At 67.7% G+C, this 25,830-nt stretch carries 12 protein-coding genes; 1 reads left to right on the forward strand and 11 read right to left on the reverse strand.

The window, feature by feature from the left end; all coding sequences use genetic code 11:
• Positions 1-4 precede the first annotated feature (4 nt).
• From HGO92_RS11620 to HGO92_RS11665, 10 genes are all read right to left on the reverse strand, one after another.
• Entirely contained in the window at positions 5-1,633 is a 1,629-nt protein-coding gene (locus HGO92_RS11620; RefSeq protein WP_169994942.1) for a protein kinase domain-containing protein, read from the reverse strand.
• Positions 1,630-3,123: an FHA domain-containing protein gene (locus HGO92_RS11625; RefSeq protein WP_169994944.1), complete on the reverse strand. Its 1,494-nt coding sequence runs from the start codon at positions 3,121-3,123 to the stop codon at positions 1,630-1,632. The genes HGO92_RS11620 and HGO92_RS11625 overlap by 4 nt, the downstream gene beginning before the upstream one ends.
• Complete coding sequence (locus HGO92_RS11630; RefSeq protein WP_169994946.1) at positions 3,123-3,977, reverse strand: PP2C family protein-serine/threonine phosphatase; 855 nt, start codon at positions 3,975-3,977, stop codon at positions 3,123-3,125. Before HGO92_RS11630 ends, HGO92_RS11625 begins: the two co-directional genes overlap by 1 nt.
• The gene (locus HGO92_RS11635) at positions 3,974-5,224 is read right to left on the reverse strand and encodes an RDD family protein (protein WP_169994948.1); all 1,251 of its coding nucleotides are present in this window, start codon (positions 5,222-5,224) and stop codon (positions 3,974-3,976) included. Before HGO92_RS11635 ends, HGO92_RS11630 begins: the two co-directional genes overlap by 4 nt.
• Positions 5,209-7,797 (reverse strand): transglutaminase-like domain-containing protein, encoded by a 2,589-nt coding sequence (locus tag HGO92_RS11640; RefSeq protein ID WP_240974578.1) that lies wholly within the window; start codon positions 7,795-7,797, stop codon positions 5,209-5,211. Before HGO92_RS11640 ends, HGO92_RS11635 begins: the two co-directional genes overlap by 16 nt.
• Positions 7,794-9,137, reverse strand: coding sequence for a DUF58 domain-containing protein (locus tag HGO92_RS11645; RefSeq protein ID WP_169994950.1), 1,344 nt, complete (start codon positions 9,135-9,137; stop codon positions 7,794-7,796). Before HGO92_RS11645 ends, HGO92_RS11640 begins: the two co-directional genes overlap by 4 nt.
• 23 nt (positions 9,138-9,160) lie before the next feature.
• The gene (locus tag HGO92_RS11650; RefSeq protein WP_169994952.1) at positions 9,161-10,135 is read right to left on the reverse strand and encodes an AAA family ATPase; all 975 of its coding nucleotides are present in this window, start codon (positions 10,133-10,135) and stop codon (positions 9,161-9,163) included.
• 69 nt (positions 10,136-10,204) lie between these two features.
• Positions 10,205-16,291, reverse strand: a complete 6,087-nt coding sequence (locus tag HGO92_RS11655; RefSeq protein WP_346768932.1) for an Ig-like domain-containing protein — start codon at positions 16,289-16,291, stop codon at positions 10,205-10,207.
• A gap of 132 nt (positions 16,292-16,423) precedes the next feature.
• Positions 16,424-16,858, reverse strand: coding sequence for a hypothetical protein (locus tag HGO92_RS11660; protein ID WP_169994954.1), 435 nt, complete (start codon positions 16,856-16,858; stop codon positions 16,424-16,426).
• Between the two features lie 71 nt (positions 16,859-16,929).
• Positions 16,930-17,157, reverse strand: coding sequence for a hypothetical protein (locus tag HGO92_RS11665; protein ID WP_169994956.1), 228 nt, complete (start codon positions 17,155-17,157; stop codon positions 16,930-16,932).
• Between the two features lie 308 nt (positions 17,158-17,465).
• Here HGO92_RS11665 and HGO92_RS11670 point away from each other — a divergent pair, with 308 nt between their 5' ends.
• A complete protein-coding gene (locus HGO92_RS11670; RefSeq protein ID WP_169994958.1) occupies positions 17,466-19,547 on the forward strand; it encodes an HNH endonuclease signature motif containing protein in 2,082 nt (693 codons plus the stop codon).
• A gap of 87 nt (positions 19,548-19,634) precedes the next feature.
• Here the strand turns inward: HGO92_RS11670 and HGO92_RS11675 are convergent, their stop codons facing one another.
• Positions 19,635-25,775, reverse strand: a complete 6,141-nt coding sequence (locus HGO92_RS11675) for an Ig-like domain-containing protein (protein WP_169994960.1) — start codon at positions 25,773-25,775, stop codon at positions 19,635-19,637.
• Positions 25,776-25,830: the final 55 nt, after the last annotated feature.

Below are 25,830 nucleotides of genomic sequence, written 5' to 3' on the forward strand. Positions count from 1 at the left end.
TAGGTTAGTCGGCGCAGCCGCGGACCGGGTCCGATGACTTTCCGTTGGCCCGCAGCACTACCACCTCGATGCAGGTCCGGTCGTTCTCGGCCAGCGGGATGCTCACGCCCGGATCCGGTGTCCGCTGCGGCTCGCCCTTGCCCAGCGCGGTCACCGGCGTCCAGATGAACAGGTCGCCGTCGCGCTTGTCTGGATTGGTCCAGGAGAAGACGGCCTCGTCCCCGTCCACTTTGCCCGCCAGTTCTTCCGGCGCCACCACATTTCCGGACAGGCCCTCGATGGCGTTCGACGGCGGCTGGCTGACCGGCGGCTGCGATTCGGCCGCTTCCGGTTCCGGCGCAGTGACTACCAGCACGGCCGCCACGGCCAGGACAACCACTGCGGCGGCTCCGCCGATAATCCCGACCAGATTCTTCCGGCGCCGAGGTACGACGGCGGTGTCCCCACCTTGGTGGTGAGCGTCACCAAAGCCGACGGTGGGCTGGGTGGCGGCTCCGCCGTCGTACGCTGTGTTTTCCACGCCCTCCGGCGGCGACGGAACCCAGCCGCCGGCCTGGCCGCCGTGGCTGCTGCCGCCGGACTCCTCGGTTTCGCGGCGAGATGGCCGCAGGACCGTGCGGTCATCCGGGTTGTTGGAACGCTCCGGGAAGCGTGGGCGGAAAACCGTGGGCGAGTTGGTCGTCGCGTCCGGATCGATCGAGACCACCTGGCGCACCCGGGTGGCTTCCCCGCCGTCCTCCTGCGGCAGTTCATCCCCCGGGGCTTCCTCGAGCACTTCGAACGGTGTGACCGAAAGGTTCAGCTCCGCCTGGATCCGCTGCAGCGCGAGCGCGAAGGCGTGGGCCGTGGGGAACCTCGAGGACGGAGCCTTGGCCATCGCCGTGGCGAGAGCCTGTTCAAGCGATTCAGGCACGTCGGCGCGGCGTAGCGAGGGCACGGGTGACGTGGCGATCCGGTTCATCAGTTCGCGCTGCGAGTTGTCCCCGCCGGGCCGGACGAAGGGCGAGCGGCCGGCCAGCAGGGTGTAGAGCGTGGCGCCGAGAGCCCAGATGTCGATCTTGATGCCGTCGGCACCCTCGCCGTGGAACGCTTCGGGCGGGGACCACGGGATGGACATGCCGGCATCGTCGTCGACGCTGTCCGTGGTGCCGGAGATGCCGAAGTCGGTGAGCGCGGGCCGGTTGTAGTCCGTGACCAGGATGTTGGCCGGTTTGATATCCCGGTGCACAATCCCGGCCCGGTGGGCAGTTTCCACCGCGGAGGCCACCTGGATGCCGAGCGAGAGCACTTCATCTACACCGAGCGGGCCGGTGCGGTAGCGCGCGTCCAGGCTCGGGCGCGAGCAATACTCCATGGCCAGGTAGGAGTGGCCGCTGCCGGTAATATCCGCCTCGTAAATGGTCACGATGAACGGATGGGTGGACAACTGCGCCATCAGGTTCGCTTCGGACTCGAAGCGGCGGCGCGCGCCTTGGGTCTTCAGGTCCGCGACGAGGACCTTGACGGCAACCTTGCGCTTAGGCCGGTCCTGTTCGTAGAGATAGACGTCAGAGAAGCCGCCGGAGCCGAGCACGCTGACGTACCGGTAGCCCTCGATCGCGGGCGGTGGTGCGGGTGGACGCTTGGAACTCACGGCAGGTCCTCGAACCGCAGCGAAATGCCGTCGCCCAGGTCCGCGATGTCGCCGTCGAGCAGGATCGTGGACTCGCCCTGTCCCAGCCGTCGCGGCGGCTGGCCCCCGCGGATCAGCATGGTGCCGTTGGTGGCTTTCAGATCGCACAGCATGACGTGCCAGCCTTCCAGCCGCACCTCCAGATGTGAACGCGATATGTCGCCGCTGACGCTGCGCACCTGGACCAGGCGCGGCATGCCGTTGCCCTGCACGCGCGAGGCCGAGGGCTGGCGGCCGACGATCACCGGACGGTCAAGCTCGATGACTTCTCCGGTGGAGAGCCGCATCCTGCCCAGGCTGGGACGCTGCACCTGGCTGGCATCGTCGGCAAGTCCGGCGGCACAGATGCTGCAGTTGGAACTGGTGGGCGGGTTGGCATGCCCCTGCGGGCAGACTCGTGCCAGCACCATCGCGCCGGTGGCCGGCCGCTGTGCCGGATCCGGAACTGGAGCGGGCGCGGTTTTGGGCGCCAGCGGCAGGTCGCGGCGCAGCAGGGTCTGCCCGTCATGGTCGCCCTCGGGTGCCTCGGCTGCCTCGGCTGCCTCGGCTGTTCGGTCCACCTGGTTCACCGCGCGCAGATCCTGGGCAGCTTCAGCCGTAGCTGATTCGGCAGCCCGGGCCCGGGCGGAGGCCGACGGCGTCAGCCACGGCACGGAATCGATCAGGCTTGCCGGGGCCGACTGCCGTGCAGGGGCGGACTGCTGTACCGGGCCGACTTGCCGAGCCGGGCCGCTTTGCTGTGGAGGGGCGGCCAGAGACGGGGCCGGACCCGCAGTCACGTTGTTCTCCGCCGGCGGGACCGCCGCAGATGGCGGCAGGTTGGCGCGCTGGGCCTTCGTATGGATGACCGTATCCTCGAAGTCCTCCGCCTCGTCCAGGTCATCAGGATCGTAGATGCCGGTGACTTCGATGCCCTCCGGAACGTTGAGTTCCTCGTGCCTCGACATTGGGACAGCAGGTTCAGCCGATTCGGCTTGGCCTGCCGCTGGGTCAGCCGGCCTGGCGGCTGTGTCCACGCCGACGCGGATGCCGCCCAGCTGGACGATGCCTTCGGCCAGTGGAAGCCAGCGGCCCTCGCCGTCGCGGCCGTCATTGATCACGAGGTCAAACAGCTCCTGGGCAGGCAGCAGGCGCTCCGTCCAGGTGGTGACGCCCTCGCCGGAAAGTTCCGCCGAGGTCCCCACGCCGTCGCTATTGAGGACCACGTCGCCGCGCAGGATCGCATGCAGCTTATCCTGGAAGGACACGATGGCGAACTGCGGTATGGAAGCCAGGTCCATGCCATAGCCGCTCACCACGGCACCAAGCACGGATTCCGGCGCCGGTTGCGCACCTAAGACCTCCCAGACGGCCATGACCACATCTTCGCGGGTGCTCTGTTCCAGCAGCACGATGGTGCCACCCCGGACCAGCCCTAGCCAGGGGCCCGGGCAGTAGGTAATTGCTGCCATCAGATCTGCTCCTGCTGACCCGCCGGCCCGGATCCGCCGGGCACCAGCCGCGGCAACGTATCCGTCTCTTCTTCCTCGGTACGCGGCGCGGTCGCTGCCTGCGCGGCGTCCTGCGCCAGGTCGGCGGCATCGACAACGATCGCGGTGATGTTGTCCCGACCACCCGAGCACAGTGCGGCCTGGATGAGCGCCTGGACAGCATCCTGCGGGCGAGCGGTAGAGCTGAGGATGGCATGGATGTGCTCGTCGCTGACTTCTGAGGTAAGACCATCGGAACAAATCAGCATGCGGTCCCCGGGCTCAACCGGAAGCATCCAGAAGTCGGGTTCGGAATCGTCGCCGGTCCCCAGGGCACGGGTCACGACGTGGCGGCGAGGATGGACCAGCGCTTCCTGGGCGGTGATCCGGCCGGCCTCCAGCAGTTCCTGGACTTCCGAATGGTCAACGCTGATTTGCTCCAGCCTGCCCTGGTTCAGCCGGTAAGTCCGCGAATCGCCCACGTTGAACACCAGCCAGTACGGCACGCCGCGTTCCGCCACCAGCGCCGCGCCGGTGACCGTGGTGCCGGCGCGCGAGCCCGCAGCGGCCCGGATCCGCCGGTCGGCGTCGGCAATGAGCTGCTGAAGCTCGGCCGCTCCCAGCTCATGGCGGCGGACGTAGTCCGTCATCGTCTCCACACAGATCCGGCTGGCAACTTCGCCTGCCTCGTGGCCGCCCATGCCGTCGGCCACGGCGAACAGCGGCGACGCGGTGGTGAAGGAGTCTTCGTTCAGCTCACGCCGCAGGCCGCGGTCCGTGCCCGATCCGACTGTGAGCCTGATGTTGTCGATATGGCTCGGTTTGTCCTGGGTCATGCCTGACCAATGACGAAGCTTCGGTCGCCGAACTCCACGGTTGCTCCTGACTTGGCCGCTACCGGTGCACCGGGGACAAGCTGCTGGCGCACGCCGTCCGGTCCGGTCACGGCGCTGCCATTGGTTGAATTGCGGTCATTGACCCAGACAATGCCGCCCTCGACGCGCAGTTCCAGATGCGTCTTGGAAACGGAGCGGTCCAGATCGGCGAAGTCGATCAGCTGGTCCACTTCTTCTCCTGCCGCGGCGGCCGGATTGCGGCCGATCAGTGCGCTGGATTCGATGGCGACCTCGCGGCCGTCGTCGAAGCGGATGTTGAGGCCGGCCGGTTCCTGGACGGAACCGGGGTCCGCGGGCGCTGGTGCGGCGGCGCGGATGCGGGTGTTAGCGAACTCGTCGTCGACGTGCGACGACGGTGCTTGCATGGGCGCGGAGCCAGCGGGCGAACTTTCGGATACCTCCGGCGCGGCTGGTGCCGTGTTGGCCGGTGCGGCAGAGGTATCCGCGGGCACGGCCGACCTATCTGCGGTGGCGCCGGCGGGGCTGCTGACTGCGGGAGGCCCGCTGAAGCCCGGGATGCCGGAGATGATGCCGCTTGATCGCGCAGCATTGTCGTCAAAGCGCGGCGACTGCGAGCTTTGTCCGAAGCCAGGACCGCCGGCCGGGGCGCCGACAAAACTCGGCTGCGGAGCGCCCGCCGGCCCGCCGGCCGGTGTGAACGTGCTGTGGCCGTAGAGGCCGCCGGTGGTCAGTGGGTCGCGGCCGGCATTCACGTCCAGGGCCAGGGTCTTGGCCACCTTGTCGTGCCAGCCCTGCCGCTGGTGGTTGGCGTCCCAGAGGTTGGAAATGACCACGATGACGGCTCCGACAACCGGGACCAGTCCGCCGACGGCGATGATCAGGCCGCGGATGAAGATGGCTGCCCAGCCGGGGGCGTTGCCGTCCTCATTCGCCGTCCGCAGCCCGAGCAGGACGTTGCCCGGGGTCTTGCCCGTCCGCGCTTCCCAGCCCCACTTCCAGATGCCGTAGGCCAGGGCCAGCAACGAGGTAATGCCCAGCCAGAGGAACAGGCCAGCTGCGGCGGCGGCCACGGCCTCGTCAGTGCCGGAACCGGCTGCACCCAGCAGCCCCGCCATGCCCACCCCGTAGCCAAGTCCCACCAGCACGGCGGGAGGGAGTTTATCGATCAGCCACGCGCCGACCCGCTTGCCAGCAGAGGCGCTGACGAGGTTCAGTCTTGCTGCCACGTATGGCTCACTCCCTTGTGTTGTTCCTCGGTGCGTGACTCTACTTTACGGTTTGTGCTCCCGGCGTTGCCCAAGGACCGGCCGGACACGCCCTTGCCGAACTTTTGTGACAGCCGGAAGCGCGCCTCGGCCACCAGCGAGCGGGGCGAGAACCGCGCCCGCTGGCGTTTCCAGAAGCCCGCCGACGAGCCGATTTCGTCCAGCGACTTCTCCACCATGTCCCAGTACTCGCGCACCTGCACCTCGGTGGGCTCCACGCCGCCGAACACCGCTGCGTCTGCCCGGTTCGCCAGCGCCGTCGTCGTGCCGGAGGCCGCGGGGAACGCGTCCGCCAGCTCCGAGGCATGCTCGCGCCGGGTGGCCTTGGCATTGGCGCTGGCGCCCATGTCCGTGGCCAGCGACATGACCTCGCTCCAGCCGCCGCTGACCCGGGTGCTGGGCAAGCCTTCGGCGGCGCGGCGTTTGCGCCGTCGCAGTTTCAGCCAGGCGATCAGCAGCAGCGGGCTCAGCAGGATCACCAGGGGAATCGTGGCCACACCGATCGCGCTGATCAGCCAGCCCCACTGCTCCCAGAAGCCCTTCTCGTTCTGCTCCGCGTCCTGCGGTTCCGGCGCGGAGTCCGGCGGCAGCTCGGCCGGTTCCTGCGGCGGTGGCGGCGGCTGGAGCACCTGCGGCTTCGGCGTCGACTTCGGTTGCTGCTGCGGCGGGGTCGGCTCGTTGTCCTTGTCCGGCGTCGGATCGAAGGCCACCCAGCCGGCGTTGGTAAACGCGATCTCCACCCAGGCGTGGACGTCCTTGCCCTTGATCTCCACCGGTTGTCCGGCGGTGCGCTCGATGCTAGGATCCGGGTAGAACCCCATCACCACACGGGCGGGAATGCCCAGGTGACGGGCCATCAGCGCCATCGCCACCGCGTACTGCTCATCGTCGCCGATCATCTGCTCGGAGTCCAGCAGCGTGGTCATGCGGCTGGCACTGTGCCCGGAGAGGCTGCGCGCCTCGTCCTCCTTGCCGTTGGAGAAGAGGCCGTTTTCGTGCAGGCTCCGCTCCAGCTGGCGGACCTGCTCGATCGGCACGGTTTCATCGCCCACCAGCTCATTTGCCTTGGTGCCGATGATGTTGGGCACCTGCTCCGGTTCGGGCAGGTTCAGCGGGGCGAAATCGTACTGGGCCAGCTGCCCGTCCTCCGGCTTGGCCGGGAAGGACACGTTGACCGAGTAGTTGTCCCCGGGCCGGATGTAACGGGTGGAGAGCGCGGTTTCGGAGTCCTCGTTGTAATAGAGGGACCCGGCCACCTCGTCGGCCCGCGGCCCGTCCATCGCCACCCCGTTGAGCTGGCCGCCGGCAGGCAACCACACGCCGTTGTAGTCGGCGATGCTGAACGTCATCTGCGCAGTGTTCGAGTTCGGGTTTCCGCCGTCGCCGTCTACGTTGCCCAGCGACTGCGCATCGCCCACGGGCGCGTAGTTGCCGCCACTTTGCGGATTCACGTTGTAGACCACGCCATCGTACGTATTCAGCGCGGCCAGCCGCACCCGCTCCCCCGGCGGCAGGCCCTGCACCGTGAAGAGCGTGTCCTCGGACTTGTCCTTCACAAACTGGCGGAAGTCCATCAGCGGCGACGGGTAGTCGTACAGCTCCACCGGGGGAACAACGACGTCGCGCAGCACCTTGCGCTCACCGCCTGCGGTCAGCGCGGGGCCGGCCAGCGCGGTAACTGCCGTCGCCAGCACCAGCACTCCGGCGCCCAGCCCCAGCCGCCGGAGCACGCCGGTCCGGTGGGCGGCGGCGTCGGCGGCCTGCGGATTGGCGGAGACGTGCGCGGTGCTGTCGGTGCGGGAAATGTGCCGGCGCCAGGCCAGCCACGATACGGCCCCGGCCACCAGCAGCACGCCGCGCAGCAGCGGTAGCGTGGGCGCATTGGTGCCGAACGCGATACCCAGAATGAACATCGCCGTCACGGGCAGGATGGTCCAGTACGGGGTCTTGACCCGCCAGGCCAGCGTGCCGGCCAGCAGCGCCGCGGCCAGCGGGCCCAGGAACGGGACCACCAGCATGCCCCCGTTGACACCCACCGGCGCGGCGACGGTCAGAATGTCCTTCCAGGCGAAGATGAAGCCGGTGAGGACCGTGCGCAGGGATTCCAGCGAAGGTACGACGCCGGCAATCGCCTGGGTGGGCGCGGCAAAGGCGCTGCCGAGCAGCACGTACGTCAGCAGCCCGGCGGTCGCGGTGGCCAGCAGGCCCAACCGGTACCAGGCGCAGGCCAGGGCCAGGCCGAGCCCGACCACGATGCCGCCGAACCCGGCGACCAGATAGCGCGGTTCGCCCGCGAAGACGTTGTGGAAGCCGAGCACGCCCATCCCCAGCAGCAGGGTGAGCACGGCGGCATCAATCCCGAGGTGCTGCCAGGATCGCGGCAGCACCAGTCCGCGCTCCTGCGGGGGCAATCCGCGGTCGCGTGATGCGGCGCGTTCCCCCGTGGCGGAGGCCCGCTCGGTGCCTTCCCGGGGCGGAGCGGCACGACGGCGGCTGCGCCTGGGTTCGTTCCCGGGGCTGTCGGGGGCGCTCATGCGGCAGCCTTTCGCAGAATGATGGCCAGGTCGTCGAGGTTGCCCAGCGAGAGGACGGTCAGATCGCCGATGGAGGCTTTCGCCGCGTCCAGCCCATGGGCGCAGCGGATGGCGAAGGCCCGGATGCCGGGCGGAACGGCAGCGGCGGCACGGCGCAACTGCGTGGCGGTGACGTGTTCGCCGACCACCAGGAAGAAGACTGAGGCATTCGGTACCGTGTCGGCCGCGGTCCGCGCCAGGTCCACCGCCGTCGCGCGCTGCGGCCGGCCCTCGATCCGGGTCATTTCGTCCAGCAGGTTGCGCCCGGTCTCGGTCCTCAGCGGCCCCTGCTGCGTGAGCACCGAGAGGTTGCGCTGCTCCCGGATGGCCTGCAGCCCGATGGAGGCGGCTACCGAGATGGCGAGTTCGAAGTCATGCTCGCTGGTGTACTCCTCGGTGTTCGTGGAGACGGCGACGGCCAGGTGTGCGCGGCGGGTTTCCTCGAACTGGCGGACCATCAGCTCGTTGGTGCGGGCGGTGGTCTTCCAGTGGATATGCCGACGGTCGTCGCCGGGAACATAATCGCGCAGCGCGTGGAAGGACACATCCGCGCTGGAGAGGTCCCTGGTGGGCAGCCCTTCCAGGTCGCGGATGAAGCCGGAGGCGGAACCGATCAGAGCGGTGGTCTTTGGGTGCACAAACAGATCGGTCGGTTCGGTCCACATCATCTGCCGCCGCAGCAGTCCCAGCGGATCCGCCCGCACCGAGCGCACCGGGCCCACCACGATGACGGCGCGGCGCTGGGTGGGGATGGTGAAAAGGTCCTCGTGCACTTGGCCGGGCTTCATCCGCGGCAGGTGGAACACCGCGGTGGAGGCGCCCACCGGCAGTTCCAGCGCGGCCGGCAGCAAAGGCTTTGGATCCGTATTGGTCACTTCCACGCTGCCGATGGCGTGGTCCCCTACTGCCACCCGGGTGCGGGCGAGGTCCAGTTTCACGCCATAGGAGGATCGCCCGAGCACAAAGCCGACGGCGATCAGAAGCAACAACACCGCCATCAGGCCGCCGGCTTTGGCTTCGGCCCAGCCGTAGGCAGCGCCGAGGGTGAACAACAGCACGGCGGCAACCAGCACGATCCAGCCCAGCGGCGAGACGATGGAAACGGTTGGCTGCACGTATTTGGCGTGCACCGCCGTCGTTCTTTGCCAATGCGGTGCCAGGAACTCGCCTGTCAACGCGGCCGTCTCCCTGGCGAGCTTCAGCAGCGACGCCGGGTGCAGTTTGCTGCTGCGTTCCGGTGCGGCCCTGTGCAGCAGGCGTTTGAGCAGGACGCGGCCGCCACCCGCTTTTGTCGTGGACATCGAACTCCCCAAATCCGCGTTGCCTAAACCGAGACGCTGCGCTGCTGCGGCGCGGCCACCTCGGCCAGCACCCGCTTGAGCACGGCCTCGGGGGTGGCGCCGGCGAATTCGGCTTCGGGATCCATCACGAAACGGTGTGTCCAGACCACGGGGGCCAGTTCTTTGATGTCGTCCGGCAGCACGTAGTTCCGGCCGTGGACGGCGGCCCAGACCTTGGCCGCGCGGACCATCGCCAGGGCGCCGCGGACGGACACGCCCAGCCGCGTCTCGTCGGCCGTGCGGGTGGCGTCGCAGAGGTGCGAGACGTACTCCAGTACGGCGATGTCCACGTGGTTGGTGGTGGCCAGATCCGCCATGTCGGTCACGGCCGCGGTGGTGATGATCGGCTTCAGCGCCAGCGAACGGTCCCGCGTGGTGCTCCCGCCGAGCAGCTCCACGGTGGAGGCCAGGTCCGGGTAGCCGATGGAGGTCTTGATCAGGAAGCGGTCCAGCTGGGCCTCGGGCAGGCGGTAGGTGCCGGCCTGTTCGATCGGGTTCTGGGTGGCGATGACCATGAACGGCCGGCCGGCCTCGTAGGTGACGCCGTCCACGGTCACGCGGGATTCCTCCATGACCTCCAGCAGCGCGGACTGCGTCTTGGGCGAGGCGCGGTTGATCTCGTCCGCCAGCACCACGTTGGCGAAGATCGGGCCCTTGTGGAACTCGAAGTTCTGCGTCTTCTGGTCATAGATGGTGATGCCCGTGACGTCCGAGGGCAGCAGGTCGGGCGTGAACTGGATGCGCGAGTTGGTGCCCTGCACCGTGGCCGACAGCGAACGGGCCAGCATGGTCTTGCCCGTGCCCGGTGCATCCTCCAGCAGCACGTGCCCTTCGGCGAGCATGGCGGTCAGGATCAGCTTGACCACGTGCGGCTTGCCCAGCACGGCCTGGCCGACGTTGCCGACCAGCTTCTCGAACGTCCCGGCGAACCATTCGGCCTGCTCTGCTGTCATCGTCATGGGGTTTGTGTCTTTCTCTTGTACAGGGCGGAAATAACTCGGTTGGGACTTGTTGTGCGGAGCCGGCCGTCAGCCGCTCCAGTTGGAGAACTGGAAATCTCCCATTCCTTCCACGGACATGGTGATGGCACCTGGTTCGGCGGAATCGATTTTCGCGATGCACTTGGTCTGGACCCTGCCGCTATGGGCAAATCCTATCGGCGCCCGCCCGTAGTTCGGATCCAGGTTGGTATCGCTCGCCCGGCACCAGACATCCCGCGTGCCCTGCGGGAAGTTCCGGTATTCCACAATGACGTAGTGCCAGCCGGACCTCCCGTCGACATTCACCCTATCGCCGCGATAGATCCCCGTGATCTCGGCCGGCGGCACAACCTGGGTCCGGCTGAAGCTCCTGCTGCCGTCGGACCGGCTCACGGTCACCGTGATGGTGTAGGACTTGTTGGCTTCCTCCGGGCTGGTCCAGCTCCCGGCGCCCGCGTTCACCGCCTGGCCATTGACGGTGACCGAGGAGCCGGTGATCTTCCGGCCGTTGCCGTAGGCCTGCCAGTTGGCGTTCCAGGTAAACGTGACTTTCGGCCCGGCTGTGGAGGCGGCCAGGTTGGAGGCATCGGTGATCGGACCGTAGGCGCTGGTGGCGTTGGAGCCCGGGCTCGCCGCGCCGGGACCGCCGGCGTTCAGTGCCCGGACCTTCCAGGTGTGGTTCTGCCCGTTGGTCGGCGACGAGACCGTGCTGCCCGGACCGCCGAAGGTACGCCAGCCGCCGCCGTCGATCGCGTATTCGTAGCCGGTGATCGCGCTGCCGTTGTTATAGGGCGCGGCGAAGTCCAGCTTGACCTGCTCGTTGGCCCCGGTGGCCGCAGCCGTCACGCCCTGCACCTGGTGCGGAACACCGTAAGGAACGACGGCGGCAGAGCGGCCGCTCCGCTCCCCCGCGCCGGCCTTGTTGTGCGCGACCACGTCGAAGGTGTAGCTGCCGGCGGTTTTCAGCCCGGTCAGCGACAGGCCGGTGGTTCCGGCGGGGAGCCCGCTGCGGGTTCCGGCCGGCGCGCCGTTCTCGAAGATCCGCAGGTCGTACGCTTCCACGGGGGCGCCGTTGGTGTTGGCCGGGGCGGTCCAGGCCACGTCGATCGAGCCCTCGTTCACCGCGCTGGTGGTCCGCGTGGCGGTGGGCGTTGACGGGGCCCCGGGCACGCCGGCGGGAATCTCCTCGGCGGAGTACGCGCCCCAGTCGGACGGTGTGGAGGCGCTGTTGTTCGCCTGTACCCGCACCTTGTAGGCGGTTCCGTTGGCCAGTCCGGCCCAGACCAGCGAGTTCCCGGTGACGCCGTTCTTCTGCAGCTCGCCCACCGGCGGGGCCGGCGAGATCTCCAGGTTGAAGGACTCCACCGGCGAGCCCTGCGACGCCGGCGTCTGCCAGGTCACCGTCAGCGCGCCATCGCCGAAGACCAGCTGCGGCGCGGCCGGGGTCTCGGGTTTCACATCCGGACGGACAACGCCGGACGCGGGCGACGCCTCGGAGGTTCCCACCGCGTTGGTGGCCGTCACGGTGAAGTTGTACTCCTGGTTGTTGGTCAGGTTCTCCAGCGTGCAGGTGTTGGCCGCGCACTCCTGGCTGAACCCGCCGCCGGACACTGTGTAGGAGGTGATCCGTTCACCGTTGTCCGCCGGCACTTCCCAGGTCAGCACGGCGGTCTGGTTGCCCTCGCTGACCATGCGCGGAGTGCTCGGCGCGTCCGGCTTGCCCTTCACGGTCAGGGTGACGCGGCCTTCGGTCTCGCGGTCCGGGTCCTCGGTGGCGTCCTGAATGCGGTAGACCACGCCCATGGTGCCCACGAAGTCCTCGTTCGGCGTGATCTCCAGAGCGTCGCCGCTGACCGCCACCCTGCCCTGCCCGCCGTCCTGCGGCTGGGCGCTGAGGAGCTTCAGCGGCGTTTGGGGGAACGGGTTCGAGTCGTTGTCCAGCACGGGAACGGTGACGGTCTCGCCCTGGTGCGCGTCCGGCACCAGGTCGTCCACCGCCACGGCGGGCGGGCGGTCCGTGGCCACCACGCTGATGGTCACGGTGGAGGACACCGGATCGTGGTTGCCATCGGTGACGCTGACGTTGATGGTTCCCTCGGCACCCTTGGCGGCGTTGTTCTGTGCCCGGGCAGTGAGCACGCTGCCGTCGATGGACACGTCCACGCCCTCGACGGAACCACCGGTCACCGCGAACTCCAGCGCATCGGCGTCCTGTGGATCGGGATCGCTCGCTGCATCCCGCAGGTCCAGGGTTGCCGGCTCGCCGGCCTGCGCCACCTGCAGCGAGTTGGCGCTCAGGGTGGGCGGCGCATTCTGCTCCGGCAGCGGGAGCACCGTGATCGGCACGGTCAGCGTGGCCGTCAGCCCATCCGGATCATCCGGGCCGGAGCCATCGGTGACCTCGAAGCTGACCGACGCGGCACCGGCGTAGCCGTCGTTGGAGGTGAAGGTGAGGCCCGTGGCGCCGTCGATCCGCGCCGAGCCGGCCACCGCGGCCACCTTGTCATCCTGGGTCAGCCGCGGCGTCCTGCCCTCGCGGACCGCCACGAGCTGCCCGATGTCCAGCCTCAGCGGTTCACCGGAGCGGACCTTGAGCGGCTGCTGTTCCTTCAGCGCCGGCCGCTGGTCCCCGTTCCCGGGCACCACCACGAACGCGGTGGAGGTCAGCGAGTCCACGTCCTCGAGTGTGTAGGCAATGATCTGCGTGTCGGCCCGGACGGGCACGGTCAAAGTCCGGTCCTCGGCCACGGCAGCGCCGCCGGCCGGGTCGTCGATTCTGATGGCCAACTCGCCCAGGTCGCCGTCGGGATCTTCGTCATTGTTCAGCAACGGAACGCTGACCTGGTCCTTGCCGGTGGTCTCCGCCACCGCCACCCGGTCATCCCGCGCCACCGGCGGCAGCAGCGGCGCGTCCGGATCCACCGTCACGGTCAGCGTCCCGGTGGAGGTGCCGCCGCGACCATCGGTGATGCTATAGCGAACGACGGCGGTGCCTTCCGTTTCCGGGGCAGCAATCCGGAGGCGTCCCTCCCGCAGGCTCAGCTGGAGGTCCGCGTCCGAGCCGAGGCCGTCGGCGGCAAAGGCAATGCGGTCACCGTCGGGGTCCGAATCGTTCTTGAGCACGTCCACCGACAGGTTGCGGCCCGGACGCACGCTCGCCTCGTCGTCGACGGCGTTGGGCGGCTGGTTGGCGTCCGAGGACGGAGCGATGCCGATGGAAATGGTCGCGGTGGAGCGGGCGCCGAGCCGGTCCTGGACCGCGTAGCTGATGGTGTCCGTGCCGGTGGAGCCGCTGCCGGCGGTGTATTCGATGGCCGCGGCCTTGATCACGGCGGTGCCCAGCGTCGGCGCGCGTTCCAGCCCAGCCAGGCTGACTGAGTCCCCGTCCGGGTCGATGCCGTCCAGCGGTACCGGGATGCTCACGGTCTTGCCCGCGAGCACCCGGGCGGTCAGGTTCTTCGGCACCGGACGGGCGTTGCTCGCGGTGTCCGGTTCGGTGATCCGGATCCGCACCTGCGCGCTGGCCACCTGGCCGTCCGGTCCGCTGATGCGGTAGACGGCGGTGACTGTCTTCCCACCCGTAGCCTCCGGCCCGGACTTGAACCGCAGCTGGTTGCCGGAAATGGCGATGGTGCCGTCCGCCGTGGCGGGGGCTTCCACCAGTTCGGTGTCCAGGGTCAGGGCAGCGCCGTTGGGATGTTCATCGTTCTCCAGCACCGGGATGTTGACGATGTCGCCGGCCCGGACCACCGCCTCGTCATTGTTGGCCCGCGGCGGCAGCAGCTTGGCCGGCGCGGGAACCGGGAAGATGGCCACCTCGCCGGTGGCGCTGCCGGAGCCGTTGGAGACGGTGTAGGTGATGGTCAGCGGCGAGTTCAGGCCGCGGGCATCGTTGACGCGCAGGACGGAGTGGTTCAGCACGGCCACGTCCACCGGGGCGTCGCGCGGCACGGAAACGGACTGGACCACCAGCACGCCGCCGGCCGGATCCGAATCATTGGCCAGCACATCCACCAGCGCTTCGCCGCGCGAGGGCAGCAGCACCACATCGCGCACGGCGGTGGGCACGCCGCTGCCCTGCTCGGCTTCGGTGACCTCCACCCGGATCAGCCCCGGGGAACTCGTGGGGCCGGTGGTGGCCAGGTATTCCAGATAGTAAGTGCCGGCGGCAGCGGAGCTGAAGGTGACGGTGCCGACGTCGTAATTCCCCTGCACGGTAGCATTGGGCACCTCGCCGACACTGGCCAGGCGCATGGAGCCGCCGGTGGGGTCCGCGTCGTTGCGCAGCGGGAAGATGGTGACCTCCTCGCCCACCGTGGCGCGCACGTGGTCCGGGTTGGTCACCGGGGCCAGCTCGCCGCGCGGTTTGACTTCCACCGTGACCTCGCCGGTGGTGCTGGTGCGGCCGTCGGAGACCGTGATGGTGACCTTCTTCTCGCCGTCGGAGGTCCCCACGTCCTGGTAGGTGAGCACGCCGTCCGGCCGGGTGCGGACAATGTCCCCCGCATCCTCGGCCACCGCGCCCATCAGCAGCAGGTCGTCGCCGTCCGGGTCCAGCCAATCCGTGAGCACGTTCCGGCTCAGGCTCTGCCCGGATTCGACGGCGAGGATGGTCTCGCGCTTCTGTTCCGGCGCCGCGTTGGAACCCTCCGGCACCACGCGGAGCCTGACCTGCGCGGTGTCCGTGCCGCCGCGGCCGTCGTTGACCTCATAGGCGAACGACGACGAACCGGTGGCGTCCTCGGGCAGCACAATCTGCAGGCCGGTCCCCTGGTAGATCCGCTGGACGGTCCCGGTGGCGGGCTGGTCGCCGTTGACCGTGACCGTGAGCAGGTCTCCGTCCGGGTCCGAGTCGTTGAAGAGCACCGGCAGCACGGTGGTGCGGCCGGCGCGGACGCCGAACTCGTCGGCCACGGCGACCGGCGCCTGGTTTTCCTCCAGGCGCTCCGGCAGCCGCGTGGCGGCCGTAATGTCCGCGGACTCGGTGGTGTCGTCCTCGTCGTCGCCCTTCGGCGGGATCAGGTCGCCCCAGTTGTTGACCAGCTGCAGGTTCTTGTTGACCAGCCACACGTTGCCGGCGTTGACGTCATTGAGCACCACCACGTCGCGGTTGGTCCGGAACACCAGCTCGGACTGGGCGGACAGGGACGGGATGGGCTGCGCCAGGTCGAAGGCGTCGTCCGTGCAATCGCGCAGGTAGCCGGCGCCGGAAGTCCATGCGGCGTGGATGCAGCCGGCCACCTGCACCGGTGCGATGGGCGGCGCGGGGTTCCGGATTTCAGTCAGCCGGGCTTCGCCGCCGTCCAGCGGCTGGGCGAGCAGGCCGTTGGCGGTGGCAATGGCCACCCTGTTGCTGGCGTCACCGGGTTGCTGCAGCCTGGCGTCCTGCGCATCCTCCAGCTCCACCGCCTTGCCGGCGGGCAGATACAGCATGCCGCTGGCCGGATCCAGCAGCACCGGTTCATCGCCCACGGTGGTCAGCTGCAGCCCGTCCGCGTCCTTGATCCCCGGTAGCTCCTGGGCGGAGACTTCCTCCAACATGCCGCCGCCCTCGGGGGCGCGGTAACCGGTCAGCCTGCCGGCCTCCGGATCCGCTACATAGACCGTATCGCTGTTACTAACGACGGCGACGGCGCCAGGTGCGTCTTCGGCCAGCGGCTGCGTGGCTTCCGGTGTGAAGGAATCCAGGCCCGACGCGGCGACGGCCCAGACCTGCCCGGAGGCCGGGTCGCTGACTGCGGCGACACCGGTGCCCAGGGACAGCTTGGCCGAACCGGGGAGCTGGTTTTCGGCACCGTGGATCATCTCGGCGACGCTTACCGTACTGACTGCATTCTGGTTCAGGTTCTGCAGCAGCACCGTCGCCGCTTCCTGCTGGAGATCGAAGTTAGCGCTGGGAGGCTTGAAGCCGCCGTCGAGCAGTTGGGACTGGTAGTTCAGGTGGCCCACCAGGGACTGGGACTTGTTGGTCACCCAGATGCCGCCGTCGTTGAGGTCCACGTCTGCGGTGTCGGTGCCCGGGTGAAGGAAGATGCCGGCGCCGATCACGGCGAGCACTACGGAAAAGGCGGTGGCGGGCATGCCCTTACGGCGGAAGGCAGCATTGCGCGCCTTGCCGAAACCCTTGAAATTCACCGCTGAGAGACCTTTGAGAGACTAATTTTTGCCCGGAACCGGGACCCGCGGCCCCCTTGCCACCCCAGTAAGTGTAAACCGGCAGGTTAAACGCTGCCACGGGGAGAACTACCCATAGCAGCGCGGCACTGGCTACCCGCCCGGCGCCGAACCGGTCCTGCCGTGGACAATAACGCCGTCCGAACAGATGTTGGTGACATCGCACACCCGGAATTCCAAGGTTGTGGAGTTGTCCCAGCTGGTCTTGATCGTCTTGCTCCCTGCTCTCGGCGCAAGGTTTCCGGCACGGTCCGGGTTCGGGTCATCCCAAGGGTAAGTGGTTGCGATGTGGCGCCATTCGATCCGGTCCATGTCCTTCCCGTTGGCCACCGGAGTCTCCCAGGTGAACTTGACGTCCTGCGAGCCCTTCGGGGCATCGTGGCCCTGCACTCTGGGCGACAGCGGTTTGCCGTAAGGCAGCACGGAACCGGACGTGGCGCCGGAACCACTCACGGCGGTGCCGCTGGCTCTCGACACTGCGCGGAACGTCACCGAAGTGGACACCCCGTTGATAAAGCCCGCCAGCACTAACGGCCGCCTGTTCGCCCTGGAGAGTGGATGAATTACCCGCACCGAGTTCAAGCTGCCGGCCGGCTCCGTTAAAGGCCAGTCCCGGTGCGGCGTCGAGGACCACTGCTTGGTCCCACGGCTGCCAGCTGCAGTTTATCCGCACCACGTAGCTGGGGAATCTCCCTGCTGTTCGTCCCGGTGGGCAGGTACTGTTCGTCGAGCTCCACCGTGGTCAGGATCATTGACTCCGGCTCGGCTGATTTGGTGGTCTGATCCGGACCGGCAACCGCGGTGACTCCGGAGGTAGCGGTATGCACGGGCTCCAGGCCGTCCGGGGTAAACGCCGCAGGCTGCCGGGTCTATGGCCTAGACCAGTCCCTTCGCCGGATCGGTAACCACCAGGCCAGGTCATTGCTCAGGCTGGTATCGGCGCCTTGGGAATGAGTGTGCCGCCGACAAAGGCCATGGCGGCCGGCTACTGGTTAAACGTCCGTTCCGATCCCTGGCCCGGAAACATCCAAGGAAGAACACTCGAAAAAGAGATTTCTTAAGAATTTTCTCCGTACGCGGGTACCTGGGTGGATTATGCCTCTTGATTGTCAGAGGCAGGTGATGGACTGGAGTCATGGCAGCAGAAGAACACTCACCGGATCCTGGATCCACGGCAGACGGACACGCATCTGGCGGGCAGCTTCCCATGCAGGAGGATGTCCCAGCCATGGTGTGTGACGGCCGGCGGCCCCGGGATCGAGAACGTGAGGCCGTGGTCCGCCGCGAGGATGGCTGGAGCCATTACCGGGGAACGCAGGAGAAGCTGCGGGAGAATGTTGCGCATTGGATAAAGCGGCGCCGAAAAGAGGCACGCGAACGACTTGCCGCCGGGTTGCCGCCGCGGAGCCCGGCGATGGCCAAAGACATGGACGAACTGCGCGCGCAGGCCAGGGCCATGGAGGAGCTGAGTGCCAAAGCCAGATACCCGGATCCGGCGCTGTCGGAGTACGGTCCGGATCCGCTGGCCGAACAGGACATCCCGCGGCCCACGGAAGAGCCTTTACTGTACGACGCCGAGGTGGGGTTCGATGACTTCGCTCCGTGGGACCGCGAACCCGAATGGGCGTGCCCGCCGCTGTTCGGGCCGGTACCGGTCTGCTGGGGACCTGCGGAGGAACTCGGCGATGTCCCTGCCGAACTGTTCACCGAAGATCACGAGGAGTATTACGCCCACCGTCTTAGCAGGATCGCCGCCGGCGGTCCTGGCGAATGGTTCCGTCTCTTCGGAACCATCAACACATCAGGCACCACCAACGCTGCCGGCGCTGTTGACGCCGACACAGCCAGTGGCGCCGCCAGTGATGCTTCGGCCTTGGCGGGGGTGGACGCGTTGGATTACCAAGCGGCGGTCGAGCATTTGGTAGCGGGCCGGCGACTGGTCGCTTGGGTTCAGGCCAGCATGGCACGTCTGGCCACGCGCGTCGGCGACGCGGCGCTCGCCCAACTCCCGCCGCCGCGTACAGCGGCCGGCCCGGAGTTGACCGGCCCACTGCAGGATCTGGCTGATCAGTCCGCGGCCGAGGAACTCGCCTGCTTGTACCGGAGAACCGAGCGGGAGGGCAGGCAAACCCTCGAGCAGGCGCGCGAGCTGTGTACACATTACCCGGGCACGCTGGCCGCGCTGACCGCTGGGGAAATGGACCTGGACCAGGCGACCGTCATCGTACGGCAGGGCGATACCCTGCCCGACGGACAGAAACCGGGATACGAACAAGCTCTGCTCGCCAAAGCCGGGAAGCAGACGACCGGGCAACTGCGCTATGCCGCGCAGAAAGAACGCGAATCCCGCGACCCGGACTCCCTGGCCAAACGCCATGCCCGGGCACTTAAGCGCCGCAACGTGTGCTTGGAACCGGATGACGACGGCATGGTCACCCTGCGCGCCCGAGTGTCCGCAGAGACCGGGCTGGCCATCCTCAACCGGCTCACCGATGCTGCCCGCAATCTGCAGACGGAGGCAGAGACCCGCACCGTGGGCCAGCTGCGCGCCGATGTGTTCGCCGACTTGCTCCTGCACGCAGGCATGGACACAGGCCCCGCCGCCGGCATCCGCCCAGAAGTCGCCCTCACGGTGCCCGTGTTCACGCTTCTGGGACTGGACGAAGAACCCGCCACGCTGGAAGGATACGGGCCGATTCCCGCCGACGTGGCACGGCGGTTGTGCCAGGACGCGCCCTCGTTCCACCGGATCCTGACGCACCCGGAGACCGGGGCCGTGCTTTCCTACGGCAAAACCACCTACAAACCGCCAGCGGATCTGGCCCGCGCCGTCAGACACCGCGACCCTGTCTGTGCCGGACCAGGCTGCACCGCGCCCGCGAGAGACTGCGAATTGGACCACACGATCGAGTACCACGGAAACGGCGGCCACGGCGAAACCGACTACATCAATCTCGGACCGCTGTGTAAATCGCTGCACCGGCTCAAGTCCCACGCCGGTTGGAAAATAATTCAAACCGGTCCCGGCGAATTCACCACCACCACGCCTGGGAACCAGAAATACACCACCCGGCCAGGCGATTTCCGCGACACCAGCCCACCGGCATACCCCGATACGGTTTTGCATAATCTGCCCGATAACCACCGCCAACGGCTCCGCCCAAAACAAGCACCGCCGTGGGACGGCACCATCAAAAACGACCCACCTCCCTTCTGATCAGTCAAAAGAAGTTGAGGCGAGGACAGCTGCGGATCCGTACGAGGAGATCCGCAGTGGGCTCACCTCAACCAGATTCGACGCTTTCTAGCCGTTGCACCTAGGCATGCCGGCTGGTGCACTGGCGCCCATGTTGCCGCCCTTACCGGTCTCGTGGATATGAAGGCCCTTGATCACCATGCCGCTGTTCTTCCCGCCGCTTGACTGCCTGTACCAGTTCTTGCTGGGCCACACGACATAACAGTCCACAGTGATAGTGCTGCCCCAGTCCGCCCAGTGATCATTCCTGCATTCACCGTTGTTAAAGTTGTTGCTGCTCCCGTCCTGACTCTCCATGCACGTTCGGTGATTGGTCTGCAGGTCGGTGCCGCTTCCTCCGACGACGACCTGCCAAGAAGTTGGCGGTTTGGGCTTGGGTTTCGTCCCGCTCCTGGCGGAGGCGGAAGCCACGATGCCCGCATCGCCGCGCGAGTTTAGAGCCCGCACCTTGATCGTGTGATTCGAGTCATGGGCCACGTTAAGCGTGCGACTGCCGGAACGGCCCGCGACGTTCTCCCAGCCTTTGCCGTCGATATTGATCTGAAGCTTGTCCACGTCGTGGGTGGACGTGTTCGGCGGCCCCCAGCTAAGAGTGACCTGCGGATTGGTTGTCTCCCCGCTTTGGCCCTTGCCCGAGGCGCTGGGCTTGCCCGGCGCGCCGTACGGCTTTACCGCGCCGGATTTGGCGCTGGCGGGGCTGTTGTAGCTGGCGCCGTCGCTGTTGGCCACGGCCGTAATTTGGGCGGTGACGGCGGTGCCGTTGGTGAAGCCGCCGACCTTCTGGCCGTTGGTGATGGCCATGGACCGGCCGTCGCTGAAACTTGCCCGGTAACTGACTTCGCCGGCCCGGGCGCCGTTGCGCTGGGCAGTGGTGAGCTCGTTGAAGGAGACTGTCACCGCCCGGCCGGCCCCGCCGGTGTTGGCTTCCTTCAGCGACACCCCGGTGGGAGCCGCGGGGGCGCCCACCGCCCGGCGGGCGTTGGACTGGGGGCTGGCTTCGCCGTCGCCGGCCTTGTTCCGCGCGGTGACGGTGTAGGTGTAGTCCGTCTCCGAGTTCGGCGCGGTCACCGTCTGCGATGTTGCGTTGACCGGCGGGAACGTCCGCTGCAGGTCCCCGCCCTGGTACTCGCGCACCGTGTAGTCGAGGATCTCGCCGCCGTTGTTGCCCGGGGCGCTCCAGCTGACCTTCAGCTGGCTCTGCTCCCCCACCGACTTCACCCGTTCGGTGCTCGGTGCCGCGGCAGCTGCCGGTGGTCCGGCCGGCACTTCCTTGGCGGAGTACGGACTGAACTCGCTGGGTTCGGGCGCCTTGTTGTGCGCCTGGACCCGTACCTCGTAGGCCTGACCGTTCTCCAGCCCTTCCCAGGTGTAGGCGGTACCGGTCAGGCCGGTCTTCTGCAACTGGCCACTCGGCGGTGCCGGCGAGATTTCCAGCGTGTAACTTTCGATGGCCGAGCCTTCGTTGACCGGCGGTTCCCAGCTGATGTCCAGCGACTTGTCGCCGAACTTCAGCTGCGGAGCAGCCGGCGCTTCCGGTCGCACATCGGGACGTGCGACGGCGGACTCCGCCGAGGCGTCCGACTCACCGACGCTATTCTCGGCGACCACGGTAAAGGTGTACTCGACGTCGTTGGTCAAGCCGGTCAGCGTACACGTGGTGGTCGGGCAGTCCTGGCTGAAGCCGCCGGTCCCCGCCACCCGGTAGTTGGTGATGGAATCACCGTTGTCCGCCGGGGCGCCCCAGGACAGCACGACGGTCTGGTCGCGGACGGAGTCCACCAGCGGCGTGGTCGGCGCCTCGGGCCGGCCCTTGACCACCAGCGAAATGTTGGCGCTGGACTGCCGCGAGCCTTCCTTGGTTCTGTCCTCCACGGTGTATTCCACGTTCATGGTGCCGGAGAAGTCCGCCCCGGGCGTGACCACAATGTTCTCGCCCTGCACCTGCGCCGTGCCGCCGTTGCCGGCCGTCGCCTTCACGATGTTCAGCGGCGTGTCGGGGAACGGGTTGACGTCGTTCTCCAGTACAGGCACAGTGACCGGCTCGCCCTGCACCGCCTCCGGAATCTCGTCGTCGTTGGCCACCGGCGCAGGCCGGGTGGTCGCCGTCGCGCTCACGGTGACCCGGCTCATGACCTTGTCGGAGCGACCGTCGGTCACGGAGACATTGACGACGCCGGTGGCCCCGGTTTCGATGTCGGCCTCGGCGGAGACGTTGAGGACGCCACCGTCGAGGTTCACCGCGAAGCCTTCCGGCGCGCCGCCTACAAGGGTGAACTCGAGGTTCTCCAGGTCTTCCGGGTTGGCGTCGGTCACCAGCGGGGCAAGGTTGTAGGACACGGCGTCCTCGCCCTTGGCCACGTCCAGGTTGCCGGTGGTGAACTCCGGCGGGAAGTTGCGGTTCTCGTCCGGGATGACGTTGGTCATGATCGTCAGCGTGGCCTTCAGGCCCTCGGGATCGTCCGGGCCCGAGCCGTCCGTCACTTCGAAGGTGATGGAGCCGCGGCCGGCATAGTCGAGGTCCGCCTGGTAGCTCAGCGTCTGCGGGTCCTGCACCCAGTCGTGGTTGCTGGTGCCGATGGCGGAGACCTTGTCCACCACCGTAATCCGCGGGGTGCGGCCGTCGCGGACCTCCACGCGGTCCGCCAGGTCCAGGACCAGTTCCTGCCCGGCGGTGACGTCGACCGGGGCCGTGTCGCGCAGCGTCGGGTACTGCTCGCCCAGCGCCGGAACCCAGATCACCGCGGTGCCCTGCAGACCGTCGACGTCGCGCACGGTGTAGGGAATCAGCTGCACGTTCTCCGTCAGTTCGACGTTGACCTCGCCGCCCGCGGTGACGGACGCGGTCGGGTAGTTGCCGTTAATCAGGACGTCCATGTCCTCGGCTACGCCGTCCGGATCCTCGTCATTTTCCAGCACGGGAACGTCGACGGCGGTCTTGCCCTTGGTGTCCACCGGTTCCACCCTGTCGTCCCGGGCAACGGGCGCCAGCAGCGGGGCATCCCGGCGCACTTCGGCCGTCACGGTCCCCACGGCGGAGCCGCCCCGGCCGTCGGCCACGGTGTAACGGACGTTGACCGTGCCCTTTTCCTCGGGCGTGGTGAACTGCACGCGGCCCTTGTTAGCGGCGGCGTTCAGCGACGCCGGTTCGCCGGCGATCTTGTCCGGGTCCAGCTGGATCGGATCGCCGTCGGGATCCGAATCATTCGCCAGCGCGTCCACGGCCACGGACTTGCCCGGCCGGATCACGATACCGTCATCCAGCGCGATCGGGTTCTGGTTGGTCTCCTGTGCCGGTGCGATGCCCACCAGCACGGTCGCCGTGTTGGTGGCACCGAGCCGGTCCTTGACCAGGTAGGTGAAGGTGTCCGTTCCGGCGCCCTGCTCGCTGGCGGTGTAGTCAATGTAATTGGGGCCTGCGACGGCGGCGCCCTGCTGCGGCGCGCGGTCGATCCCCTGCAGGAACACCGAGTCCCCGTCCGGGTCGATCCCGTTGAGCGGAATCGGAATGCGCACGGTGGCGCCGGCGATCACGCGGGCCTCGAGGTTCTTCGGGGCGGGCTGGGAGTTGGACTCGTCATCGCGCGGGATGATGTTGATCCGGATCTCCGCCGAATCCTTCTGCCCGGCCGAGTCCACCACCTCGTACACCGCGTAGACGGTCTTGGCCGTGTCGCCGGCGATGAAGCGCACGGAGTTCCCCGCGGTGAAAATCTCCCCGTCGGCCTTGTTCACGGTCTCGGCCAGTTCGGGCACCAGGGTCAGCTCGTCATTGTTGGGGTGGCTGTCGTTGTGCAGCACGTCCACGGTCACCACGTCGCCGGCGCGCACGGTGGCGGTGTCGTTCTCGGCCTGCGGCGGCAGCAGCTTGTCCGGGCCCTGCACCGAAATGATGCTCACCTCGCCGGTGGCGGAGGCGAACCCGTTGGAGACCGTGTATGTGATGGTGGTCTGCTGGTTCAGGCCCTTCACATCGGTGACGCGCAGGATGTTGTGGTTGAGCACCTCCACGCTGACCTCAGAGGCGCCGGACTCCACGCCCTGGACCACCAGCACACCGCCGGCCGGGTCATTGTCATTGGCCAGCACGTCCACCAGCACCTGGCCGTTCTGCGGCAGCAGCGCCACATCGCGCACCGCCACCGGAGCACCATCGCCGGCGGTAGCACCGACGTCCACCCGCACCAGTCCGGTGGAGCTGGCCGGGCCGTTGGTCACCAGGTACGTCAGGTAGTAGGCGCCCGGGGTTTCGGCGCTGAACTTGATGGTGCTCGCATCATAGTCCGGCACCGCGGCGGCATTGCCCACCGGCTCCACCTTGGCCAGGCGCAGCTGCCCACCGTTGGGGTCCAGGTCATTCTTCAGCGGGGAGATCTGGATTTCCTGGCCCACCGTGGTGAAGAAGTGGTCCGCGTTCGCCACCGGCGGCAGCGCCCCGGGCGGCCGCACGTCCACGATGACCGTGCCGGCGACCGTCTCGATCCCGTCCGAGACCTGGATCTTCACTTCCTTCTTGCCGTAGGTCTTGCCCACGTCCTGGAACGTCAGCAGCCCGTCCGGCCGGGTGCGCACCAGGTCGCCGTCGGCGGTGTTTTCGGCGCTGACCAGGAACAGGTCGTCGCCGTCGGGGTCCATCCAGTCTGTGAGGATGTTCTGGCTGATCTCCCGGCCCTGCTCGAGCAGGATGCTGGTCTTGCGCTTGGCCTGCGGCGGCTCGTTGCTGCCCTCTGCGCGCACGGTGATGTTCACCGTGGCGGTGTCCGTGCCGCCGCGGCCGTCATTGACCTCGTACTCGAAGCTGTGCCGGCCCGGCGAGGCGCCGGCGTCTATCACAATCTGCAGCCCGGTCTTCTCGTAAATGCTCTGGACCGTGCCGATCGACGGCGGATTCCCGCTCAGCGAAGCGGTGAGCACGTCCCCGTCCGGATCCGAGTCATTGTCCAGAATGGTCAGCGTGGTGGTGCGCCCGGCCCGGACCCCGAAGTCATCATCCTGCGCCACCGGCGGCCGGTTCTCCTCGGTCCGGTCCGGCAGCGTGTTGATCGGGTTCTCGTCCGCGGAGTCCTCGTCCTCTTCGTCGCTCTCCTGCTCCGGCGGAATCAGATCGCTCCAGTTGTCCACCAGCTGCATGTTTTCGAGCACCAGCCAGACGTTGCCGGCGTTGACATCATTAAGTACGACGACGTCACGGTTTACCCGGAACACCAGCGAGGCGTTGGAGCCGATCCCCTTGATCGGCTGGACGAGGTCGTCGGCGTCGTTGCCGCAGTCGCGGATGTAGTGGTTGGCGCCGGACCACGCGGCGTGCAGGCAGCCATTGAGCTGGACCGGGGCGGCGGGCGTGCCGGTGCCCCCGATCGGGGTGCGGGTGGCATCGGAGCCGTCGAGCGGCTGCTTGATCAGGTCGGTCTCGGTGGCGATGGCGGCGAAGTCGCTGCCCTTGCTGCTCTGCTGGAGCCTCGCCCCGTCCAGTCCGGGCAGTTCCACGCTGCGGCCGCCGGGCAGGAACACCGTACCGGATTCGGCGTCGAGCACCACCACTTTGTCGCCCACTGCGGCAACCTGAACGTCCCCCGTCTCGTCGAGGTGCTCAGCGGATTGCGTTTCGACGCGTTCGGGCACGCCTTCGTCGTTCACGCGGTAGGTGTAGATTTCGTTGGCGTCCGGGTTGGCCACGAAGACGGTATCGTCCGGCGCGACCGTGGCCACGGACCCCTTGGCACCGGCGACCACGGGTTCGGCGGTTTCCTCGCTGAAGGACGCCAGTTCGGCCGCCGGGCTGATGAAGACCTGGCCTTTGACCTTGTCCGTGATGGCCAGCAGCTCGTCGCCGAAGCTGACGTCGGCGCTACCGGGAAGCTGCTGCTCGGCCCCGCGCGACATCTCCGCGACATCGACCGGGCTCAGCATGGCCTGGTCCTGGTTTTCCATAAAGACGGTGCCGGCGTTCTGCATCACGTCGAAGCCGGTGCTGTTGGCGAGGAATCCGCCGTCGAGCGTTTTGGAGGGGTAGTTGAGGTGCCCCACCATGTTGGCGCTGTTGTTGGTGACCCAGACGCCGCCGTCGTTAAGGTCGACGTCCGCGGTAGGGAAGCCTTCGTAGTACAGGGCACCGCCGACCACCAACGCGGTGGCAACCGAAAAAGTGGTGGTCGAAGCGACGGCCTTCCTGCGCCGGTTACGCCCAAACAATCTGCTGCCTTCGCAAAGTAGTTCTTCCCCGTTATTGTCCTGCGCGCGGACGCCC

Source organism: Crystallibacter degradans (genome assembly GCF_012952295.1).
Classification (GTDB): domain Bacteria; phylum Actinomycetota; class Actinomycetes; order Actinomycetales; family Micrococcaceae; genus Crystallibacter; species Crystallibacter degradans.

Coding starts and splice junctions, on each gene's coding strand:
- HGO92_RS11625 (WP_169994944.1), bottom strand. CDS start 3,123: ATGGCAGCAATTACCTACTGCCCGGGCCCCTGGCTAGGGCTGGTCCGG.
- HGO92_RS11630 (WP_169994946.1), bottom strand. CDS start 3,977: ATGACCCAGGACAAACCGAGCCATATCGACAACATCAGGCTCACAGTC.
- HGO92_RS11640 (WP_240974578.1), bottom strand. CDS start 7,797: ATGAGCGCCCCCGACAGCCCCGGGAACGAACCCAGGCGCAGCCGCCGT.
- HGO92_RS11645 (WP_169994950.1), bottom strand. CDS start 9,137: ATGTCCACGACAAAAGCGGGTGGCGGCCGCGTCCTGCTCAAACGCCTG.
- HGO92_RS11650 (WP_169994952.1), bottom strand. CDS start 10,135: ATGACGATGACAGCAGAGCAGGCCGAATGGTTCGCCGGGACGTTCGAG.
- HGO92_RS11670 (WP_169994958.1), top strand. CDS start 17,466: ATGGCAGCAGAAGAACACTCACCGGATCCTGGATCCACGGCAGACGGA.